This window comes from Mycobacterium sp. MMS18-G62 (assembly GCF_053877835.1).
This window is the reverse complement of sequence record NZ_CM132662.1, coordinates 1945212-1966827: the sequence shown is the minus strand read 5'-3', so window position 1 is coordinate 1966827 and position 21616 is coordinate 1945212. Positions and strand designations below refer to the sequence as shown.

At 65.4% G+C, this 21616-nt stretch carries 21 protein-coding genes; 9 read left to right on the top strand and 12 right to left on the bottom strand.

Features of this window, described 5'->3' with window-relative positions:
- Nucleotides 1–75: 75 nt before the first annotated feature.
- Nucleotides 76–1542 carry a glutamate synthase subunit beta gene (locus ACWW36_RS09805; RefSeq protein WP_456141349.1) on the bottom strand — a complete coding sequence of 489 codons (1467 nt, stop codon included), beginning with the start codon at nt 1540–1542 and terminating at the stop codon, nt 76–78.
- Nucleotides 1535–6118, bottom strand: a complete 4584-nt coding sequence (gltB, locus tag ACWW36_RS09800) for a glutamate synthase large subunit (RefSeq protein WP_456141348.1) — start codon at nt 6116–6118, stop codon at nt 1535–1537. The genes ACWW36_RS09805 and gltB overlap by 8 nt, the downstream gene beginning before the upstream one ends.
- 782 nt (nt 6119–6900) lie before the next feature.
- Between gltB and ACWW36_RS09795 the strand changes: the two genes are divergently transcribed.
- From ACWW36_RS09795 to aqpZ, 3 genes are all read left to right on the top strand, one after another.
- Nucleotides 6901–8196, top strand: coding sequence for a ClC family H(+)/Cl(-) exchange transporter (locus ACWW36_RS09795; protein ID WP_456142428.1), 1296 nt, complete (start codon nt 6901–6903; stop codon nt 8194–8196).
- Nucleotides 8197–8240: 44 nt separating this feature from the next.
- On the top strand, nt 8241–9299 hold the full coding sequence (locus ACWW36_RS09790) for a cupin domain-containing protein (RefSeq protein WP_456141347.1): 1059 nt from the start codon (nt 8241–8243) through the stop codon (nt 9297–9299).
- A 120-nt stretch (nt 9300–9419) separates the two neighbouring features.
- Nucleotides 9420–10196 (top strand): aquaporin Z, encoded by a 777-nt coding sequence (gene aqpZ / locus ACWW36_RS09785; protein WP_456141346.1) that lies wholly within the window; start codon nt 9420–9422, stop codon nt 10194–10196.
- On the opposite strand, the gene ACWW36_RS09780 is transcribed toward aqpZ, so the two are convergent.
- From ACWW36_RS09780 to ACWW36_RS09770, 3 genes are all read right to left on the bottom strand, one after another.
- The gene (locus ACWW36_RS09780) at nt 10189–10746 is read right to left on the bottom strand and encodes a Dps family protein (protein WP_456141345.1); all 558 of its coding nucleotides are present in this window, start codon (nt 10744–10746) and stop codon (nt 10189–10191) included. The two genes, aqpZ and ACWW36_RS09780, sit on opposite strands and share 8 nt — an antisense overlap.
- Nucleotides 10747–10813: 67 nt before the next feature.
- Entirely contained in the window at nt 10814–11725 is a 912-nt protein-coding gene (locus ACWW36_RS09775) for a DNA-3-methyladenine glycosylase family protein (RefSeq protein WP_456141344.1), read from the bottom strand.
- Nucleotides 11726–11734: 9 nt separating this feature from the next.
- A complete protein-coding gene (locus tag ACWW36_RS09770) occupies nt 11735–12109 on the bottom strand; it encodes a DUF427 domain-containing protein (protein WP_456141343.1) in 375 nt (124 codons plus the stop codon).
- 87 nt (nt 12110–12196) lie between these two features.
- Between ACWW36_RS09770 and ACWW36_RS09765 the strand changes: the two genes are divergently transcribed.
- Nucleotides 12197–12667, top strand: a complete 471-nt coding sequence (locus tag ACWW36_RS09765; protein ID WP_456141342.1) for an SRPBCC family protein — start codon at nt 12197–12199, stop codon at nt 12665–12667.
- Here the strand turns inward: ACWW36_RS09765 and ACWW36_RS09760 are convergent.
- Nucleotides 12664–14046 (bottom strand): NAD(P)/FAD-dependent oxidoreductase, encoded by a 1383-nt coding sequence (locus ACWW36_RS09760; protein WP_456141341.1) that lies wholly within the window; start codon nt 14044–14046, stop codon nt 12664–12666. The two genes, ACWW36_RS09765 and ACWW36_RS09760, sit on opposite strands and share 4 nt — an antisense overlap.
- Nucleotides 14047–14072: 26 nt before the next feature.
- On the opposite strand from ACWW36_RS09760, the gene ACWW36_RS09755 reads away from it, so the two are divergent.
- A complete protein-coding gene (locus ACWW36_RS09755) occupies nt 14073–14594 on the top strand; it encodes a DUF4262 domain-containing protein (protein WP_456141340.1) in 522 nt (173 codons plus the stop codon).
- A gap of 52 nt (nt 14595–14646) precedes the next feature.
- Complete coding sequence (locus ACWW36_RS09750) at nt 14647–15114, top strand: DUF4262 domain-containing protein (RefSeq protein WP_456141339.1); 468 nt, start codon at nt 14647–14649, stop codon at nt 15112–15114.
- Here the strand turns inward: ACWW36_RS09750 and ACWW36_RS09745 are convergent.
- The 4 genes from ACWW36_RS09745 to ACWW36_RS09730 form a co-directional block, all read right to left on the bottom strand.
- On the bottom strand, nt 15102–15875 hold the full coding sequence (locus ACWW36_RS09745) for a class I SAM-dependent methyltransferase (RefSeq protein WP_456142427.1): 774 nt from the start codon (nt 15873–15875) through the stop codon (nt 15102–15104). The genes ACWW36_RS09750 and ACWW36_RS09745 overlap by 13 nt on opposite strands.
- Before the next feature lie 110 nt (nt 15876–15985).
- A complete protein-coding gene (locus tag ACWW36_RS09740; RefSeq protein ID WP_456141338.1) occupies nt 15986–16996 on the bottom strand; it encodes an NAD-dependent epimerase/dehydratase family protein in 1011 nt (336 codons plus the stop codon).
- Complete coding sequence (locus tag ACWW36_RS09735) at nt 16993–17499, bottom strand: nuclear transport factor 2 family protein (RefSeq protein WP_456141337.1); 507 nt, start codon at nt 17497–17499, stop codon at nt 16993–16995. The genes ACWW36_RS09740 and ACWW36_RS09735 overlap by 4 nt, the downstream gene beginning before the upstream one ends.
- A 19-nt stretch (nt 17500–17518) precedes the next feature.
- Nucleotides 17519–17929 carry a hypothetical protein gene (locus tag ACWW36_RS09730; RefSeq protein ID WP_456141336.1) on the bottom strand — a complete coding sequence of 137 codons (411 nt, stop codon included), beginning with the start codon at nt 17927–17929 and terminating at the stop codon, nt 17519–17521.
- A gap of 17 nt (nt 17930–17946) precedes the next feature.
- Here ACWW36_RS09730 and msrB point away from each other — a divergent pair, with 17 nt between their 5' ends.
- Both msrB and msrA read left to right on the top strand, forming a co-directional pair.
- Nucleotides 17947–18432 carry a peptide-methionine (R)-S-oxide reductase MsrB gene (msrB, locus tag ACWW36_RS09725; protein WP_456141335.1) on the top strand — a complete coding sequence of 162 codons (486 nt, stop codon included), beginning with the start codon at nt 17947–17949 and terminating at the stop codon, nt 18430–18432.
- Nucleotides 18429–18959: a peptide-methionine (S)-S-oxide reductase MsrA gene (gene msrA, locus ACWW36_RS09720; protein WP_456141334.1), complete on the top strand. Its 531-nt coding sequence runs from the start codon at nt 18429–18431 to the stop codon at nt 18957–18959. The genes msrB and msrA overlap by 4 nt, the downstream gene beginning before the upstream one ends.
- On the opposite strand, the gene ACWW36_RS09715 is transcribed toward msrA, so the two are convergent.
- Nucleotides 18956–20311, bottom strand: a complete 1356-nt coding sequence (locus tag ACWW36_RS09715) for a cytochrome P450 (RefSeq protein ID WP_456141333.1) — start codon at nt 20309–20311, stop codon at nt 18956–18958. The two genes, msrA and ACWW36_RS09715, sit on opposite strands and share 4 nt — an antisense overlap.
- A gap of 104 nt (nt 20312–20415) precedes the next feature.
- On the opposite strand from ACWW36_RS09715, the gene ACWW36_RS09710 reads away from it, so the two are divergent.
- Nucleotides 20416–21027: a TetR/AcrR family transcriptional regulator gene (locus ACWW36_RS09710; RefSeq protein WP_456141332.1), complete on the top strand. Its 612-nt coding sequence runs from the start codon at nt 20416–20418 to the stop codon at nt 21025–21027.
- Here ACWW36_RS09710 and ACWW36_RS09705 read toward each other — a convergent pair.
- Nucleotides 21024–21593 carry a TetR/AcrR family transcriptional regulator gene (locus ACWW36_RS09705; protein ID WP_456141331.1) on the bottom strand — a complete coding sequence of 190 codons (570 nt, stop codon included), beginning with the start codon at nt 21591–21593 and terminating at the stop codon, nt 21024–21026. The two genes, ACWW36_RS09710 and ACWW36_RS09705, sit on opposite strands and share 4 nt — an antisense overlap.
- Nucleotides 21594–21616 lie beyond the last annotated feature (23 nt).

Below are 21616 nucleotides of genomic sequence, written 5' to 3'. Positions count from 1 at the left end.
AACCAGTCTGCTGGTCAGACCGTTGCTATCCGAAGCGGACACGCCGCTAACCGCCAGGTCTGACGTTGCCGGTAATTACCGCTGAGGCACCGCGGTGGGCTTGATCGGCGCCGGAAGCGCGGTCCGGCCCATCAAATAGCGGTCCACACCAGCCGCTGCGGCACGGCCCTCTGCGATCGCCCAGACGATCAGCGACTGACCCCGGCCCATGTCACCCGCGACGAAAACACCAGGCAGCGTCGTCTGGAAGTCGGCGTCGCGCGCGACGTTTCCGCGATCGGTGAATTCCACGCCGAGGTCGGTCAGCAGGCCTTCGCGCTCGGGGCCGACGAAGCCCATCGCAAGCAGGACGAGGTCCGCCTCCATCTCGAACTCGGTGCCCTCGACCTTGACGAACTTGCCGCCCTCCATGCGAACCTCATGCCCGCGCAACCCGGTGACATGCCCGTCGCGGCCGATGAACTCCTCGGTGTTCACGGAGTACACCCGGTCGCCGCCTTCCTCGTGCGCCGAGGAAACCCGGAACATCAACGGGTAGACCGGCCACGGAGTCGACTCCGCGCGGGTCTCCGGCGGGCGGGGCATGATCTCGAACTGGTGCACGCTCGCCGCACCCTGGCGGTGGACGGTGCCAAGGCAGTCGGCTCCGGTGTCGCCACCGCCGATGATGATGACCTTCTTGCCCTTCGCGTGGATCGGCGGCAGACCGTCCTCGTCGACCACCGGATCGCCCTGCTGCACGCGATTGGACCACGGCAGAAACTCCATGGCCTGATGGATGCCGTCCAGCTCACGGCCCGGAATCGGCAAGTCACGCCACGCGGTGGCACCGCCGGTCAGCACAACCGCATCGAACTCGGACCGCAGCTGCCTGGCGGGGATGTCGACGCCGACGTTCACGCCGGCACGGAAGACGGTCCCCTCGGCCTCCATCTGTGCCAAACGGCGGTCGATGTGGCGCTTTTCCATCTTGAATTCGGGAATGCCGTAGCGCAGCAGGCCACCGATGCGGTCGTCGCGCTCGAACACCGTCACCGAGTGCCCGGCGCGAGTGAGCTGCTGTGCGGCCGCGAGGCCGGCCGGTCCGGAGCCGACGACCGCGACCGTCTTGCCGGTCAGCTGACCTGGCGGCAGCGGGACGACCCAGCCTTCCTCGAAGGCGTTGTCGATGATCTCGACCTCGACCTGTTTGATCGTGACCGGATCCTGGTTGATACCAAGCACACACGAGCCCTCACACGGTGCGGGACACAGCCGGCCGGTGAACTCCGGGAAGTTGTTGGTCGCATGCAGCCGCTCGATCGCGTCGCGCCAGCGGTCGGTGCGTACGAGATCGTTCCACTCGGGGATGAGATTGCCAAGCGGACACCCGTTGTGGCAGAACGGGATACCGCAGTCCATGCAGCGGGTGGCCTGCTCGCGCAGCGTGTCGTGGGAGAAGTCCTCGTAGACCTCTTTCCAGTCGAGCAATCGCAGCGGGACCGGCCGCCGTGGCGGGGTCTCGCGCTTTGTGTACTTGAGGAAACCTTTGGGATCAGGCATTGGCGGCCGCCATGATCGCCTCGTCGACGTCCTCGCCGGTACGTTCGGCCTGCGCCTTCGCCTCGAGCACCCGCTTGAAATCGCGCGGCATCACCTTCACGAAGTGCTGCAGTGCTCCTTCCCAGTCGGCCAGAATGCGTTGCCCGACTGCAGAATCCGTAGCATCCACATGCGCTTGGATTGTGTCGCGTAGCCAGGCCACATCCTCGCCGTCGAGCGCCTCGAGGTCAACCATCTCCGAGTTGAGGTTGTCCTCGAAAGAGCCTTCGGGGTTGTAGACGTAAGCCACACCGCCCGACATGCCCGCGGCGAAGTTGCGTCCGGTCGAACCGAGGATGACCACCTTGCCGCCTGTCATGTACTCACAGCCGTGATCACCGACGCCCTCGACCACTGCCTGCGCGCCCGAGTTGCGGACCGCGAACCGCTCGCCGACGACACCGCGCAAGAACGCCTGCCCGCTGGTGGCTCCGAACAGGATCACGTTGCCGGCAATGATGTTCTCCTCGGCGACATAGTCTTCGGGCGCACTGTCCGACGGGCGTACCACGATGCGGCCACCGGACAAGCCCTTGCCGACGTAGTCGTTCGCGTCGCCGTACACGCGCAGCGTGATGCCCTTGGGCACGAACGCTCCGAAGCTGTTACCGGCCGACCCGTCGAATGTGATGTCGATCGTCCCGTCGGGAAGGCCTTGCCCGCCATAAGCTTTGGTGACCTCGTGACCAAGCATGGTGCCGACGGTCCGATTGGTGTTCGCGATGGTCGTGGAAAACCGCACCGGTGTACCCGAGTCGAGCGCCTCACGACACATCACGATCAACTGCTGGTCGAGCGCCTTGTCCAGGCCGTGGTCCTGACGCGAGCTGCAGTACAGGTCCTGGTTCATGAACGCCGACTCCGGCTCGTGCAGCACCGGCGACAGGTCCAGCTTGTAGGCCTTCCAGTGCTCGGCCGCGCGGGTGGTGTCCAGCGAGCCGACCTGTCCGACCATCTCATTGACGGTCCGGAAGCCCAACTGCGCCATCATTTCCCGAACTTCCTCAGCAATGAACATGAAGAAGTTCTCGACGAACTCCGGCTTGCCGGTGAACCGCTGACGCAGCACCGGGTTCTGTGTCGCCACGCCCACCGGGCAGGTGTCGAGGTGGCAGACCCGCATCATGATGCAGCCGGACACCACCAGCGGCGCCGTCGCGAAGCCGAACTCCTCGGCGCCCAGCAGCGCGGCGACCACCACGTCGCGGCCCGTCTTGAGCTGCCCGTCGACCTGCACGACGATCCGGTCACGTAACCCGTTGAGCAGCAAGGTCTGCTGCGTCTCGGCCAAGCCCAGCTCCCACGGCGCGCCCGCATGCTTCTGCGACGTCAGAGGCGTCGCGCCGGTGCCGCCGTCGTGCCCCGAAATGAGCACCACATCGGCGTGCGCCTTGGACACGCCCGCCGCCACCGTGCCGACGCCGTTCTCGCTGACCAGCTTCACGTGCACGCGCGCCTGCGGGTTGGCGTTCTTCAGATCGTGGATCAGCTGCGCCAGATCCTCGATCGAGTAGATGTCGTGGTGTGGCGGCGGTGAGATCAGGCCGACACCCGGCGTGGAGTGGCGCACCTCTGCCACCCACGGGTAGACCTTGTTACCCGGAAGCTGGCCGCCCTCACCGGGTTTCGCACCTTGGGCCATCTTGATCTGGATGTCGGTGCAGTTGGTCAGGTAGTGGCTCGTGACGCCGAAGCGTGCGGAAGCCACCTGCTTGATGGCACTGCGTCGCCAGTCGCCGTTCTCGTCGTGTTCGAAGCGTTTGACGTCCTCGCCGCCCTCGCCCGAATTCGACCGGCCGCCAAGGCGGTTCATCGCGATCGCCAACGTCTCGTGCGCCTCGGCGGAGATCGAGCCGTAGCTCATCGCGCCGGTCGAGAACCGCTTGACGATCTCGCTCGCCGGCTCCACCTCGTCCAACGGCACGGGCGGGCGGACGCCTTCGGCGAACTTCAGCAGGCCACGCAGCGAGGCAATCCTCTCGCTCTGGTCATCGACAAGCTTGGTGTACTCCTTGAAGATCGAGTACTGCCCGGTGCGGGTCGAGTGCTGCAGCTTGAACACGGTGTCCGGATTGAACAGGTGGTATTCACCCTCGCGGCGCCACTGGTATTCGCCGCCGACCTCGAGTTCGCGGTGCGCCCACTCGTCGGGCCGGTCCAGGTAGGCCAGCGCGTGGCGGGCAGCGACGTCGTCGGCGATGTCGTCGAGGTCGATGCCGCCCACCGGGCAGGTCAAACCGGTGAAGTATTCGTCGAGCATCTGCTGGCTGATGCCGATGGCCTGGAACAGCTGCGCGCCGGTGTACGACGCGAGCGTCGAGATGCCCATCTTGGACATCACCTTCAGCACGCCCTTGCCCGCCGCCTTGACGTAGTTGGCCTTGGCCTGATCACTGGTGATACCGGTGATCACACCGCGGTCGACCATGTCCTCGATGGATTCGAACGCCATGTAGGGGTTGATCGCGGCCGCGCCGAAGCCCACCAGGCAAGCCATGTGGTGCACCTCGCGGGCGTCACCGGCCTCCACGACCAGGCCGACCTTGGTTCTGGTCCGTTCCCGGACCAGGTGGTGGTGCACGGCCGAAACGGACAGCAGCGACGGGATCGGCGCCATCTGCTCGTTGGACTCGCGGTCCGAGAGCACGATGATGCGCGCACCGTCCCGGATGGCCGCCGACACTTTCGCCCGCACGTTGTCGAGGGCTTCCTTGAGCCCCTGGCCGCCCCGGTTCACCGGATACAGGCAACGGATCACGGCTGCGCGCATGCCGTGCTTGTGACCGCGGATCTCGTGATCGGGGTCGACGCACATCAGCTTCGACAGCTCGGCGTTGCGCAGGATCGGCTGCGGCAACACGATTTGGCGGCAGGACTCGGCGTTGGGGTTCAGCAAGTCGCCCTCGGGACCGAGCGTCCCCTGCACGCTGGTCACCACCTCTTCACGGATGGCGTCCAGCGGCGGGTTGGTCACCTGGGCGAACAGCTGCTGGAAATAGTCGTAGAGCATCCGCGGCCGCGCCGACAGCACGGCGATCGGAGTATCGGTGCCCATCGAACCCAACGCCTCGGCACCGGTGCGCGCCATCGGCGCCACCAACAGGTTGAGCTCCTCGTAGGTGTAACCGAAGATCTGCTGGCGCAACACCACTCGGTGATGCGGCATGCGCACGTAGTCGCCAGGCGGAAGCTCGTCGATGTGGAACAGACCCGCGTCGAGCCATTCTTGGTACGGCTGCTCGGCGGCCAGCTCGGCCTTGATCTCTTCGTCGTCGACGATGCGGCCCGCCGACGTGTCGACAAGGAACATGCGGCCAGGCTGGAGCCGCATCTTCTTGACCACGGTCGACGGGTCGAGGTCGAGCACGCCGGCCTCGGACGCCATCACGACAAGGCCGTCGTTGGTGACCCAAATCCGTGACGGGCGAAGGCCGTTGCGGTCAAGCACCGCGCCGATCACGGTGCCGTCGGTGAACGTCATCGACGCCGGGCCGTCCCACGGCTCCATCAGCGATGCGTGGTACTGGTAGAACGCCCGCCGCGCCGGGTCCATCGACGGGTGGCGTTCCCACGCTTCGGGGATCATCATCAGCACCGCGTGCGGCAAGCTGCGCCCGCCCAGGTGCAGCAGTTCGAGCACCTCGTCGAATCGCGCGGTGTCCGATGCCCCCGGCGTGCAGACCGGGACGATCTTGTCGAAGGCATCGCCCGAGCCGAAGACGTCGGTGTCGATCAGCGCCTCGCGCGCCCGCATCCAGTTCTCGTTACCTGTGACGGTGTTGATCTCGCCGTTGTGGGCGATGCGCCGGAACGGGTGGGCCAGCGGCCATGACGGGAACGTGTTGGTGGAGAACCGCGAGTGCACGATGCCCAGTGCGCTGGTGAGCCGATCGTCTTGCAGGTCAAGGTAAAACGCCTTCAGCTGAGGCGTCGTGAGCATGCCCTTGTAAACGAACGTCTGACCGGAAAGGCTTGGGAAATAGACGGTTTCGCGACCAGGGCCGTCTTGACCAGGGCCCTTTGTGCCGAGTTCGTGCTCGGCACGCTTGCGCACAACGTACGCACGGCGCTCGAGGTCCATACCCGATGCGCCGGCGATGAACAGCTGGCGGAAAGTCGGCATCGCGTCGCGCGCCAGCGCGCCAAGAGACGACTCGTCGGTCGGCACCTCGCGCCAGCCGAGCACCTGCAGCCCTTGGGCCTCGACGATCTTCTCCACGGCCTCGCACGCCGTGGCGGCGTCCTTGGATGACTGGGGCAGGAACGCCATGCCGGTCGCATAGCTGCCGTATTCGGGCAGGTCGAATTCGACAACAGCGCGCAGAAACGCGTCGGGCACCTGCAGCAAGATGCCCGCGCCGTCGCCGGTATGCGGTTCGGCGCCCTGGGCACCGCGGTGCTCCAGGTTCAGCAGGGCCGTGATGGCCTTGTCGACGATGTCGCGACTGCGGCGGCCGTGCATGTCGGCGACCATCGCCACGCCGCACGCATCGTGCTCGAACGCGGGGTTGTACAGCCCTTGAATACGGGGCGCCATTCCCACCTACCCTTTTCTCGCACGCCTTCGCGAAGCATTCATGGCAGCCGTCAGCGACGGCATTAGCCGGTTTGGCGGTGGCGGTGCCTCCGTGCAGCACTGAACGACGGCCCTACCCCACTCGCCACAAGTGGAGAAAACGATATGACAAACCCCGCCTGACATGCCAACTTAGTCGAGCCTAACTATACTCGGCTGGCCGCTAAGGCCAGTTGACAGTCGCGACTTAGATAACGAACGAATAACGTTGCCGCGGTTAATCTTTCAACCGTGGGGCGGGGGGATTTGCTAGCTGCGGGGTAAATCACACTCCTGGTCCATTCATCCACAATATTTGCTGTGATGAAGGACAAAGTCTGTACGCTGCCATGACAAGATCACACGCATTTGCACAAAGCCTAGTCAGATTCTTAGAGAAGCGCCTGGAGACCGGCCTTCGACGGCCAACCGTGGCACCACACCCATCGACGGCGCGGACATCAAGATCGCATGCCTCGATGGAGGTACCACCAACCCGGTGGTCGCCCACGCACCGCCCCTCAACTGGTATCAAGCTCACGTTGTAAACCAGTGCACCCCATAGGTTTTGCCCATGTCACCATGCTGGACCCACTCGCCCACATCGCCCAGCCAAGGCAGCGTCCATTCGCGACTTCGAGTCGCTGCCCGGTAACGCCCGTCACGATCTGCGAGACTGGGATCCGGGTTATCCGGCGTGAAGGAGAACGGTTGCTCGCACGATGACGGCACCGACGGCGCGTCCCGATGAACCCGACGATTCCATGCGGGGTTCATTACATATCTGCCTCACCGCGATCATCGCGGGGGTGCTCATCGGCTTCGTCGGCGGCGCGTTCCGCTGGTGTCTGCAGAAGGCCGATGACCTGCGTATCGACCTCGTCGACTTTGCACACAAGTTACCGGGGCCCGGCTGGCTGGTTCCCATGGCCGCAGCCGCGGCTGGTGCAACCTTGGCCGCCCTGATCGTGCGGTGGGAGCCACTCGCCGCAGGAAGCGGTATCCAGCATGTTGAGGCGGTCTTTCTGGGTGAGGCCCAGCCACCGCTCATCCGGTTGCTTCCGGCGAAGTTCGTCGGTGGTGTGTTGAGCATCGGATCGGGCCTCGTGCTGGGTCGCGAAGGGCCGACGGTGCACATGGGCGCGGCGATCGGCGCCGAAGCGGCGCGACGTGCCAGGCTGCCCGATTCCGAGGTCAGGATGATGCAGACAGCGTTGGGCGGCGCCGGCCTGGCGGTAGCCTTCAACGCGCCGATCGGAGGCACGCTCTTCACCCTCGAAGAGGTCACGAAGTCATTTCGTGTGAAAACCGTGCTGGCGACGCTGTTTTCGGCTGTCGCAGGGGTGGCTTGCTCTCGGTTTGTCCTGGGCAACCACGCCGACTTTCGGGTCGAACCCATAGGCGATACGGCGCTCGCCTGGTTGCCCCTCTTCGTCGTCTTCGGATTGCTGACCGGATGCCTGGGTGCTGCCTACAACCGGTTGGTGTTGTGGTTCCTTGACCATGTCGCGGCGATTCGCCGGATCCCGACCCTGGCGAAGGCGGCCGTCATCGGCGCCGTCATCGGGCTCGCGATGTTCATATACCCGCTCGGGGTGGGCGGCGGCGAAGACCTCACCCAACGGATCCTCGGCGGACCACACATCGCTGCGTCCGTCGTCGTCGGCATCCTTGCGGTGCGGTTCATCGCCGGCCCCCTGTCGTACTCGGCGGCGGTGCCCGGAGGGCTGTTCGCGCCGCTGCTGGCAGTTGGCGCGCTGTGGGGACTGCTCTTCGCAGGCGGCTTCGGTTTGGTGTGGCCCGGAAACGCAACGCAGTTAGCGGTTCCGATGGCGCTCGTCGGAATGGCTGCATTCTTCGGAGCTACGGTGCGCGCCCCTGTCACGGGGATGGTCGTCGTCACGGAGATGACAGCCACGACCGAGGTGCTCGTGCCGATGATGGCCGCGACGGCTGCGGCGGTGCTCGTGGCGTACTTCGTTGGATCGCCGCCGATCTATGACAGCCTTCGCGAGCGGATGCCCGACGAAGCGTCCATCGAGAAACGCGGTGGCAGTTGACGGATCGACGCTTCTGACCGGTCCGTCAGTGAGAAGCTTCCGCCATGGCAACTACACCGAGCAGGCACGCCACGTCGCTGACCGATGGTGAAATCGTCGAAGAGAACGACCTCGGCTCGATCAGACGGGTCACCGCCGACAGTTTCCCGATTCTGTCCGGCATGTCCATCAAGCGCATCGTCATCAATCCCGGCGCCATGCGGACGCCGCACTGGCACGCCGACTGCAACGAGCTCACCTACTGTGTGTCGGGCACGTCGCTGGTCTCGGTGTTGGACACCTACAGCAAGTTCTCCAGCTTCACGATCAGCGCCGGCGAGATGTTCCACATCGACTCCGGGTCGCTGCATCACATTGAGAACATCGGCGAAGATCCGGCGGAGTTCATCCTCTCGTTCCGCAGCGAGCGGCCCGAAGACTTCGGTCTTGCAGCGGCTTTCGGCGCGATGACCGACGCCGTACTGGGAAACACCTACGACTTGCCCGCATCCGACTTCGCCAAGATGCGCCGCGACACCATCGACCGCAAGCTGGCGCGGCGCAACGGCGACCCGGTCGTTCCGCCCAACGCTCGCTTCGACGACCCGCACAAGTTCGCCGTCGAAGCGCAGAGTCCACCCATCGGTCTCGCCGTCGGCTCGGCCCGGCTGGCTCGGCTGCAGTTCTGGCCGGCGCTCAAGGACCTGTCGATGTACTCGCTGCGCATCCGCGAAGACGGCATGCGCGAACCGCATTGGCATCCGGTCACCGCCGAAATGGGCTACGTGCACAAAGGGAAAGGCCGGATGACGGTGATGGATCCCGACGGTACGCTCGACACTTGGTACCTCAACGAGGGCGACGTGTATTTCATCCCACGCGCCTATCCGCATCACATCGAGGTCGTCGACGCGCCCGACATCCACTTCGCGATCTTTTTCGACCAGCCCACACCGGGCGATATCGGTTACCGCGCCTCGGCAAGTGCCTACTCCCGTGAAGTGTTGGCCGCGACATTCAACATGCACATCGACGATCTGCCGAACTTCCCGTTCACCAAGACCGATCCACTGATCGTCAGCCGCAACAACAGGGTCGACGAATTCGCAATGGGCGAACGGTAAAAGGTCACGCGCGGGTCGCGAAGGTTGCCATCCAGGCACGATTCGGCCACGACCGGCCCTGCCGCAACCAAGGCGTGTCACCCTCGGCGCATGGCTTCACATCGGACGAAGGAGTCACGCATGCGCGAGCCGACAATGCTGCACCGACTGGCAGCAGAGTTCCTCGGAACGTTCTGGTTGGTGTTCGGAGGGTGTGGCAGCGCGGTGTTCGCCGCCAAGTTCACATCCGGGCACACGTCGCTGGGTATCGGGTTCCTCGGTGTCTCACTGGCATTCGGCCTGACGGTGCTCACCGGTGTGTACGCATTCGGCACGATCTCCGGCGGTCACTTCAACCCCGCCGTCACGCTTGGTGCGGCGCTGGCACGCCGCGTGGAGTGGAAAGCGTTGCCCGCCTACTGGATTACACAGGTGATCGGCGGATTGGTGGCGGGCGGAGCGATCTGGGTGATAGCCAAGGGACAGAAAGGCTGGCCGGGTCGGCACGGCAATATGGCCGCCAACGGATTCGGCGAACATTCCCCCGGTGGTTTCTCACTGTGGGCAGTGATCATCGCCGAGGTCGTACTGACAGGCATGTTCCTATTGGTCATCCTTGGCTCCACCGACGACCGTGCTCCAAAAGGGTTCGCCGGCTTGGCGATCGGCCTCACCCTGGCCTTGATCCACCTGATCTCAATCCCGATCTCCAACACCTCGGTCAACCCGGCGCGATCCACCGGCGTCGCATTCTTGAACGGCAACGGCGCACCGGCTCAGCTATGGGTGTTCTGGCTGGCACCACTGTTGGGAGCGGCGATCGCGGGCATCGCCTACCCATACCTGTTCGGCCGCAACGAAGAACTGGCCGACCGTCCGGTGCGCGACGATGCCCTGGAGGAGCCCTCGACTACTTGACCGGTGCCTTCTTCTTCGCCTTGCTGGCCGCGGCGCGCTCGGTCTTGGCGCCGGCGCTGGCCAGCTGCCCGCCGGAGTTCTCCAGATGGGCTCGCACGAACCACTGGAACTTCTCCAACTCGCCGGCGTGGTCGATGAGCATGTCCTGCGACACCAGGTCCAGATCCTCTAGCGTCTCGATGCCCTTGCGGGTGTCCTCGATCACGCCGGTGTACACCAGGTCGAGAGCAGCAAGGTGGGCCTGCACCGTGTCGCGTTCGACGGAGTAGTCGTCCCAGGTGCGGTCCTTGATGATCGCGCCGGGTGTGCCCTGCGGTGACTTGCCAAGGGCCGCAATGCGCTCCGCCACCTCGTCGGCATAACCGCGCACCAATTCGACCTGTGGGTCGATCATCTCGTGAACGCCGATGAAGTTGGGGCCGACGACGTTCCAGTGCACGTGCTTAAGCGTCAGGTGTAGATCGTTGTACGTGCTGAGCTGCTTTTGCAGCAGGTCGGCAACCTTGTTGCCGTCCTTCTCGGACAAGCCGGGGATTGTGAACTCAGTCATCAATAGCTCCTTCGCATGATCGACTGTCCCGCGACGTGTACCCATCCGGCATAGCCGGTAATCACCGCTAGATCGCGCGAAGATTCGGTATCGCCTGACGCGGTGCGCGCCGCGGCGCATGCGCCGGCCCGGTGACTTCCAGCAGCCGCACGGCGCGGTGACGGTGCGGTCGCAGCGGCTCGAGCAGCTCGAGCATCGCCGCATCGTCGATCTGGTAACCGAGAAGGCGCCAACCCACCATCTTCGACAGATGGAAGTCACCGACGGACAGCGCGTCGGCATCTCCGAACGCGCGCTGGGCTGTTTCGGCCGCGGTCCACTCCCCCACTCCCGGCAGCGACATCAGCGCCATACGCGCCTGCTCGGGCGGCCTGGCTGCCAGCCGCTCCAGCGAGTCCGCGCGTTGTGCGCAGCCGACGATTGTGCGGGCCCGGCCAGGGTCGACGTTGGCTTTGTGGAACTCCCACGACGGGAGACGGCGCCACACGTCGGCGGTCGGCGGAACGCGCATGTGCTCAGGTGCGGGCCCTGGTGCCGGTGAGCCGAACTTCGTCACCAGCTTGCGCCAGGCCCGGCGCGCATCCATGCCGTAGACGCGCTGTTCGAGCACCGCGGGGATCAACGCCTCCAGCACGCGGCCGGTGCGCCCCAGCCGCAGATGCGGGACGCGTTCAAGCGCCGCGGCAATGGTCGGTTCGTCAGGGGCGAACCCGGATGGGTCGTCGTCGACGCCCAACTGGGCGGGCAGCGTTTCGACGAATTCCGTTGCGCCACTGCCCCATGCTTCACAGTCGACGGTATTCGGCGCCGACTGCGTGACACGGGCGGTCACCGGTCCGCTGCGCATCAGGCTGGTCCGCCAGATCGCGCCGTCGGGGGCATCGTGATAGCAGGGGTCGCCGCGGCCGCGGCGCAGCGGCGAGAGGGTCAAGCCAGGGCTGGCAGGCCCGTCGAATACGACGCTGGCCGAACTGTGCACCAGGCCAGGCTATGCGACCGCGATGTCCGCCTTGTCCGGATAGAACGCGACATGTCCAGCGATCTGACCCACGGCCGGATACGGCTGTTCGTAGGTCCAGATCGCGTCGTCGACGGTCTCGCCGGCGCCGGTGACGACGTGGTAGTAGCTGGCCTCACCCTTGTACGGGCAGTACGTCTCGGTGTCGCTGCGCTTCAACCGGTCGCCCACCACATCCGCAAACGGGATGTACTGCACCGCCGGGTACGTGGACTCCTGAAGCGTCAACGCGTTGTCGGTGTCGGCTACCACCTCGCCATTGACCTTCACGGTCACGTGCTTGCCGGTCGGTTGGACGGTGATCGGATGGGTCTCGGTGGGCTCAAGTACGGGTCGGTCGGTCATGGCTGCTCTCCTGACGAACGGTGTCTCTACAACGCAACATGCCCAGACCCGCCATATGTTCCTGGCAGCCAACATACGATCGCCGGCATGACTGATCCGGGCGCCGCCTCCGCACAGGCCGAGGTGAGCATCAATGCCGACCCCGAGACCGTCTACCACCTGATCACCGATCTACCCACCTTGGCGTCGCTGGCCGAGGAAGCCCAGGCCATGGACTGGCGCGAGGGGAACACCGCACGTCCAGGCGCGGTGTTCAAAGGCCACAATCGCAACGGTTTCTTCCGCTGGTCGACCACCTGCACTGTCACCGATGCCGAGCCGGGACGCGCCTTCGCGTTCGACGTCCGGTACCTCGGTGTGCCCGTCGCGCGGTGGCGCTACGACATTGCAGATGCCGACGGCGGGTGCCGCGTGACCGAGCGGACCTGGGACCGACGTCCCGGCTGGTTCAGCAAGACGGCGTGGGTCGGCACCGGCGTACGGGACCGGGACGCGGCCAACGCCGAGCACATCAAGCTGACGTTGCAGCGGCTGAAGGAGAAGGCCGAAGCGCTCTAGTGCGGCCGGCCGGCGATCCGGTCGGCGACGACGGCGATCGGCGAGGTCGTTCGGCCGCCGCGCGCCTCATGCCAGTCGGCGGCCTTGTACGCCAGGTACATTCCGCGCACACCGAGCCAGCGCAACGGTTCGGGCTCCCAATTGCGTGAGCGGTGGCCGACCCAGGGCAGCTCGGTAAGCGGGCTGTGGCGGTCGAGGACCAGATCGGCCAGCGTGCGGCCGGCCAGGTTGGTGGCCGTGACGCCGTGGCCGACGTATCCGCCGGCCCAGCCGAGGCCGGTCGCCTTGTCGTGCACGATGCTGGCCGACCAGTCACGCGGCACGGCCAGTACCCCGCACCAGCCGTGGGCGATCGGGATGTCTCGCACCTGCGGCAGGATGCGGTGCAGGGTCGCGGTCAAGTGCTTGATCGTGCGCTCGGGGACGCGCCCGTCGAGATCGGTCCGCGAGCCGAACCGGTACGGCACGCTGCGGCCGCCGATGGCGATCCGGTTGTCGGCGGTGCGCTGCGCGTAGAAGAAACCGTGCGCGGTGTCGCCGAGGGTCTCGCAGCCTGTCCAGCCGACGGACTCCCACACGCTGTCGGGTATCGGCTCGGTGGCGATCATCGAGCTGTTCATCGGAAGCCAGCGACGCCGCAGCCCCGGCAACGACGCCGTGAAACCCTCCGTAGCGCGCAATACGACCGGCGCCGTGACGGTGCCGATCGGCGTGGTCACCCGTCCCGCTTCGATCTTGGTGACGAGCGACATCTCGTAGATGTCGACGCCGAGCCGTTCGACCGCATCGGCCAGACCGCGCGCGAGTTTGGCGGGCTGCACCCGTGCGCAGTGCGGAGTGTGATATGCCGATACCACTCCGTCGATCTGAATGCGTTGTGTCGCTTCGTCTTTCGTCAGCGCAGCGATGCCGTCGATCTTCCACTTCAGTTCTTCGTCGATCTCGGCGGCCAGTCGCGACGCCTGGGCGGGGTTGCGGGCGATCTGCATGGTCCCGCCCTTGACGATGCCGGCGTCGATGCCTTCGCGCGACGCGACGTCGATGACCTCGTCCACGGAGTCGTTGAGGGCTTTCTGCCACGCCAGCACGCGCTCGCGGCCGTAGAGCCCTGCCATGCGGTGGCGATCGCCGGGCACCAGGCCGGACAGCCAGCCGCCGTTGCGGCCCGACGCGCCGAACCCGGCGAATCGCTCCTCCAGCACCACAATTCGCAATGATGGGTCGACCCGTTTGAGATAGTAGGCCGTCCACAGGCCCGTGTATCCGGCGCCGACGATGCATACGTCGGCATCTCGGGTTCCCGGCAGCGGTGGGCGCGGGGACGGGTATTTGACGAACCAGTTCGAGACGCGACCGTTGACGGGACCTGCTGTGGGCACCGTCCGATTCTGGCAGCAGGACGGATTTGTCGGACCCCCGGTGCACGCTGGCCCCCAACTACGACAACAGGAAGGGCGTCATGTGCTGGTTGTGCGATCACCCCGGAGCGACGCGCGACGACTACTACGACCTGTTGCAGGGCAAGATCCGCAAGAAGGGTTGGACAGTGCAATACGTCGAAAGCGACCGCAGGCCATACGCTTACACAATCGGGCTTCATGACTGGGACCTGCCCGAGTTACTGATCACCGGGGTATCACCGGCGCGTGCATTGCGGCTGCTGGACATGGTGGCACGAAGGTCTGTGAGCGGCGACGTGCTGACTCCGGGGCAGCAGATCTCCCTGCCCGATGGACCTCGCATCGAGACGGTCGAAGTCGGGCACCCAGACGCGCACATGGGCTGGGCGGTGGCGTTCGGTGGACCGGACATTCGAGCGCTTCAGCTGGTGTGGGCCGACGGCAGGGGCCGCTGGCCGTGGTCAGCGGAGTTCGCCGACGGACGAGCAACGCAACCGGTGCTCGGTGTGCGGTTCGTGCGCCGGTAGTTGTCGGACCCCCGGTGCACGCTGGCCCTAACTACGACAGGAAGGTGCGGTGATGTGCTGGCAGTGCGATAACCCGAACGGCACCACCGAGGAGTATCTCGACGAACTCCTGGCGACGATCCGAATACACGGATGGGCGGTACAGGGCGTCGAAGACGACCGGCGCCCATATGCGTACACGATCGGACTCCACGACCGCGGTCTACCGGAGCTGTTGGTCACGGGCCTATCTCCAGAGCGAGCGGCGCGTCTGTTGAACGACGTGGCTGCGGCCGCGGTGCGCGGTCGGGTCCTCAAACCGGGCGCACACATCGCCGAGGGCGCTGGGCCGCTCCTCGAGATCGTCGAAGTGGAACATCCCGATGCGCACATGACATTCGCGGTGGCCCTTGGCGGTCCGGACATTCGGGCGCTGCAGTTGGTGTGGGCCGATGACCATGGTCGCTGGCCGTGGGCCGCGGGTTGGGGTCATGGCCGACGTCGGCAACCCGTGCTCGGTGTGCGCGCTCAGAAGGCGTAGCGGTGATACTGCGCCATGTAGCGCAGCCCGGGCAGGACCCGCATAGCCCGTAGCGTGGCGCGGTAATACCAGGGCACCTCCGCGAACCCGTCGACCTCGATCGCGGATACCCAGGCGAGCAGCCGCACGCCGGGTACCGACTCGAGAATGTCGTCGGGGCCGTCGATGCCCCAGTACAGCGTGGCGCCCGCGCGCCGCACCACTGCGTTGGTCCACTGCGATTTGATGCCCAGCCGGCTGAAGGCGTCGAATTGCAGTTCCCCGGAAGGGAAACGGTCGACGATTCGACGAAAGAGTGCGACGCCGTCCGCTTGGGTCAGGTACATCGTCAGGCCCTCGCCGATGGCCAGCACGGGACGGTCGGCTGGAATGTCGTTGAGCCACGCCGGATCGGTGACCGACGCCGAGACGACGTGGTAGTGGTCGTGTGCCGGGTAGAGCTGATTGCGGATGTCCGCCACGTCGGGGTAGTCGACGTCGTACCACTCGACACCGGGGCCGGGATCCAGCCGGAAGTACCGCGCGTCGAGCCCGCAGCCCAAATGCAGCACGACGGCGTCGGGATGGACCGCGAGGAATTGCCGGGCCCACCTGTCGAAGTGCGCGCTGCGGGTGGTGACGGCCGCTGAGTTCGCCGGGGTGATCGTGGTCTTTTTCCAGTCGTAGTCGATGCGGTCGACGATGTCCCTGGCGTAGCGGTCGCCAAGGATCGGCCGTTCCAGGCCGGCATCGACCGCCTTGGCGTAGAAGGTGGCGAGCATTGTCTGCGGCGCACCGGACAGGTCGACGTGGAGTTTCTCGGTCACGTCACCCGAGGCTAGTCATGCCCGGGTCGCAAGCGGTACCTACTGAACGGCGTTCGGCGCGCCGTTCAGCCTGCCGTCTTGCTCTTGCGTTTGGCTTCGCGCAGGCCGACCCAGAATTTCGCCGCCTCGCGGATGGATTCCTCGACCGGCCTTGGCTCCCAGCCCAATTCGCGGGCGGCCTTGCCGCAGTCCACCGGTGCTTCGGCCCGCATCAGCCGCAGCGAGCCGAGCGACAGCCGCTCGTCGGTGCCACGCAGCTTCGCCTTGATGCTGCCCGCGACGGCGAGCGCATACGACACCGGCAGCGGAATCGACTTGGTAGGACCAGGAACTCCGGCCGCCTCGGCGGCGATGCGGACGACTTCTGCGTTGCTGATCATCTTCTCCGAAATCAGGTACCGCTCGCCGACTCGTCCATGTTCGGCGGCGAGAATCATTGCGCGCGCGGCGTCGTCGACGCCGACGGCCTCCAGTTCGATGCCTCCCATTACGAATGGCAGCTTGCCGAACGCCGCGCCGGCGATGATTGCCCCGTGTGGAGTGCGGCCCCAGTCGCCGCTGCCGTAGGTCGTCGAAACGCACATCGCGACGGCCGGCAGCCCGTGCTCCTTGGCGTACTGCAGCACGAGGTTCTCGGCCTGTACTCGAGAGCGGACATACGGCGTGAGTCCGCGGTCATTTATGACGTCGTCTTCGCTCGCAACGTGCCCACGACGGCGACCGACGGTCACGTAGCTGCTGGTGTAGATGAACCGGTGCAGCCCAGCATCTTTCGCGACCTCGAGCACGTTGCGGGTGCCATCGACGTTCGTATGAAACAGCGGCGCCGGGTCACGCAACCAGCCGCGGGCATCGACGACGCAGTAGTAGACGTCGTCAACACCGGCCATTGCCTCGCGCAGGGTGTCGTTGTCCCAGATGTCGCCGACGAACCGCGTGACTGGCAGATCGTCGATGCCGATCGTCATCGCGTTCGGCCGCACCATCGCGCGAACCTCGTGCCCGTCGGCAACCAGTAGCCGCGTCACATGCGAGCCGAGAAAACCGTTGGCGCCGATGACGAGTTTCGGCTTCACTTGGCGCCTCCGAATTGTTTCATCCAGGCCGCCGCCTCGTCGGGCAGCGTGCCGAGCTCTTGGGCCTTGCGGCACCACTTCACCGTCGCGGACACGAACCGCAGCGGGTTGTAGACGTCTTCCTCCCGGCACCACAGCCCGTCGCCCGCGTAGGTGAGGATCGTGATGTTCGTGGCACTGATGATCGTGCCGTCGCCCGGGTCGCGCATCGGGTTGTCGAGCTCGCAAATGATCCGACTGGTCTGCTCGTCGATCACCGACCACAGCGCGGGAAACGACGTCATGTAGCTGCCGGGGAAGCTCTCCATGGTCTTCCAGATCCAGGTGCGCACCTCGTCGCGGCCGTGCATCGTCCCGGCGGCGTGTTCGACGTACTCCACGTCGGGTGTGTACTGCTCGACCCATGGATCCCAGTCGCGGGTCGCAGCGGCGCGGTCGACCGTCGCTTCGAACTGCTCGAACGCGGCGGCCAACTCCTCGCGGGTGAACGTCTTGCTGGTCACCCCGAAACTAGAACACGTTCTACTGGACTTTGTCGAGCACCTGCCGCTCTCCGAGCGGACTTTGCAGCGGGATCTCGAGGGTTCCTAACACCGCGAGCATGATGCACATACGGCCGACGGATTCGGGCGGCGCACCGCCCTGCAATTCGACTGTGACGGTCTGCTCGGTCTCCTCGACGTCGACGTGCACGCCGGAGCACTCGGGTACGCCCGACGTGAAGTCGACCGCCAGTCCGTCGCCGCTGCGGCTCCAGGACTCCACCGGCATCGGATGCGGATCGACGATCGCCGGATTGTCGATGAACACCAGGCGTGAGGGGTCCGGCGGCACTTCCGGCGGAGCGACGACCGCCGGATCGGCCGACGCCACCGGGGCGCAGGCGAGAACGACGCCGGCCGCAAGAAGGCAGGAACTAATGGGGTACCGCACGGGGTTATACAAGCACTATGACAGCGGAATACAACAAGAACCCGGAGCCGCTCGGCCGGCGACATTCAGCACAAGCGGCGGTCGACGCGTTGTCGCCGGAGCAGTACCACGTGACGCAGAAGAACGGCACCGAGCGTCCCTTCACCGGCGAATACTGGGACAACCACGAGCCCGGCATCTACGTCGACGTGGTCTCCGGGGAACCGCTGTTCGCGTCGGTCGACAAGTTCGAGAGCGGCACCGGCTGGCCGAGCTTTACCAAACCGATCGAGTCCGACAACGTGATCGAGAAGCGTGACTTCTCGCACCTGATGCTCCGCACCGAGGTGCGGTCCGCCCACGGCGACAGCCATCTCGGGCACGTGTTCACCGACGGTCCGCGCGCAGAAGGCGGGCTGCGCTACTGCATCAACTCGGCGGCGCTGCGGTTCATCCACCTCGACGACCTCGAGGCGGAAGGATATGGGCAGTACCGCACGCTATTCACAAAGGAGACAGCGTGACCGAATACAAGAAGGCGATCCTGGCCGGCGGCTGCTTCTGGGGCATGCAGGACCTGATCCGCAAGCAGCCGGGCGTGGTGTCCACCCGCGTCGGCTACACCGGTGGCCAGAACGCGAACGCGACCTACCGCAATCACCCGGGGCATGCCGAGGCGATCGAGATCGTCTACGACCCGTCGCAGACCGATTACCGCGCGCTGCTGGAGTTCTTCTTCCAGATCCACGACCCGACGACGAAGAACCGCCAGGGCAACGACGTCGGCACCAGCTACAGGTCGGCGATCTTCTATGTCGACGACGAGCAGAAGCGCATCGCACTGGACACCATCGCCGACGTCGACGCCTCGGGGCTGTGGCCGGGCAAGGTCGTCACGGAAGTGACGCCCGCAAGCGACTTCTGGGAAGCCGAGCCGGAGCACCAGGACTACCTGGAGCGCTACCCGACCGGGTATACCTGCCACTTCCCGCGGCCGGGCTGGAAGCTGCCCAAGCGCGCCGTGGGCCCACACGCAAGTAGGGGAGTCTAGGCAGCAGGCACAGGACGGCGGTGCAAGGTGATCAGGCCGCCGTCCTTCGGCGTATACGCGATGCCGCGGAAGTGGATCTTCTCGTCCGGCGCGTCGTCGGTTTCAATCGTGAAGTGCCGCAGGATGGTTCGCAGTACGACGTCCATCTCCGTGTTGGCGAATGCGGCGCCGATGCAGCGGCGTGTACCGCCGCCGAACGGCACCCACGCGAATGCGGGCGGCCTGTTGCCGAGAAAACGCGACGGGTCGAACCGCTCGGGGTTCGGGAAGAATTCCGGGTTGTTGTGTAGGTCGGCGAGGCTGACGACGATTTCGTAGCCGTGCGGGATGCGCCACTCACCGAGTTCGAAATACGGAGCGGCGGCGACGTGGCGGCCGGCGAAGTCGATCACTGTCCGGTTGCGCTGCAGCTCGAGAATGGTCGCCTGGCGGTATTCGCTGCCGCCCTCGTCGACCTCGTTGACCAGCTGTGCGACGACGTCCGGATGGCGGCGCAACCGCTCGAACGCCCAACCCAGCGTGGATGCGGTCGTTTCGTGCCCGGCGCCAAGGAGCGTGAGTAACTCGTCGGAGACGTCTTGACGCGACATCTTCGATCCGTCGTCGTATCTGCTGCGAAGCAGGAGAGCCAGAATGTCGGTGCGGTCCTCCAGATGCGGGTCCGCTTCGGCCTTGTCGATGAGCGTGAAGACGGTGCGGTCGAAGTTGCGGCGGAACTCCGCCAACCGCCCCCACGGGCTGTAGCGACCCAGGGTTACCGGCGGCTCGGGCATGGTCGCCATACGCGAACCCAGTTTTGCCCACGGCGGGATGATCTGCCGCAGATAGTCGAGCTCGACACCGTCGGCCCCGAACACTGTCCGCAGGATCACGTTGAGGGTGATCTTGTTCATCGGCTCCAGGGTCCGAAACTCCTTGCCTTCCGGCCAATTTGCGCTCTCGCGCAACGTTTCCTCTTCGATGACCTTTTCGTAGTTCTTGATGCTCTGTCCGTGAAACGGCGGGGCGAGCAGCTTGCGCCGACTGCGGTGCTGCGTGCCGTCGAGCGCGAAAACCGAGCCGGGCCCGAAGATCCGGCTGAGATTCGGCTGGACGTTCATCAGGTCATCGGTGCTTGCGAGAAACACCTGCCGCACCAGTGCGGGGTCCGACATCATCACCGTGCGGCCGAAGAACGGAACGTTGATCGTAAAGACACGGCCGTACCGCTTGATTGCCTTGCGCATCATCCAGCGGCGAAACCCCGCGAAGGCAACTCCTTGGACCGCCTTGGGGAACGGCACGACCGGTGGTTGCTTGAGCGGGCCGGGTGTCGTCGGGGCTTCGGTGTTGACAACCGCTGCGTCAGTCATTGGTAATCGCTCCAGCCGTTAGCTTGGTACTACCATGTACCACGAGTATGTGTAGTACGGTACCGGGTAGTACCAACACCGCGCAAGAGCTTCCGGGAGATGAAATGACGACAGCGCTCAACACGGGTGCGTCCGTCGACCCTGCTTTCTCTGCCTTCCGGGACCGGTTGCTCGACGGGCTGGCCGAATCGATCGGTGAGCGCGGTTATCGCGACACGACGGTCGCCGACATCGTTCGGCACGCGCGCACATCGAAGCGCACCTTCTACGAGCAGTTCGCGAGCAAGGAAGAGTGCCTGATCGAGTTGCTGCGCAGAAACAACGAAGATTTGATCGCCAGCATCCGGGGCAGCGTGGACCCAGAAGCAGACTGGCAGGCGCAGATCCGCCAGGCCGCCGTCGCGTACGTCAATCACATCGGCGCGCGGCCGGCGATCACACTGAGCTGGATCCGCGAGGCGCCTGCGCTGGGCGCGGCGGCTCGGCCGCTGCATCGGCTGGCCATGGAACACCTCACCGACATGCTCGTCGACCTCACCGACAGTCCGGGCTTCCGGCGGGCCAACCTGTCTCCGATTTCCCGGCCGCTTGCGCTGATCCTGCTCGGCGGATTACGCGAGCTGACAGCGCTTTTCGTCGAGGACGGACGCGACGTGCGCGCCATCCTCGAACCGGCGATCACCGCCGCGTCGGCGATTCTCGGGCCTCGCGGCTAGCGCAGAATCAGCCGCGCCGACTTCTCCAACCGCTGCGCAATGTCGACATACGACGTGTGACCCATCCCGGCCCGCACGAGCGCGCCCGAGTAGAGAATTTCCAGTGAGTCGATGACATCCGGGTCGGTTTCGGGTCCGAGTGCGGCGGTCAGCCGATCGCGGATGTCGCGGCCGATGCGCAGTCGCAACACGTCCACGTCAGGGTCTTTGCCCAGCAGTGCATTGGTCACCGCGCACGCGAACTCCGGTTCGTCCGCAACCAACAGAGCGATATGCCGCAGCACCTCGATGACGCGCGCCGCGGGGTCGTCGGATTCGTGTGCGGCGGGTGGCGATGCGGCGAGCCTGCGCCAGAACACCTCGGCGACGAGATGCTCCTTCGAGGAGAAGTACGTATATGCGGTCGCCGCGCCGACACCTGCCTCGGCGGCCACGCGACGGACGGTCAGGCCGGTGAATCCGTCACGACATAGAAGGTCGACCGCGGCCCGACCAAGGCGGTCGACGGTATCGGCTTGTTTGGCGGTCAGACGGCGCCGAGTCGACTCCAAGGCCGGATCGGACACATGTCCGGACGCTACTACAACTG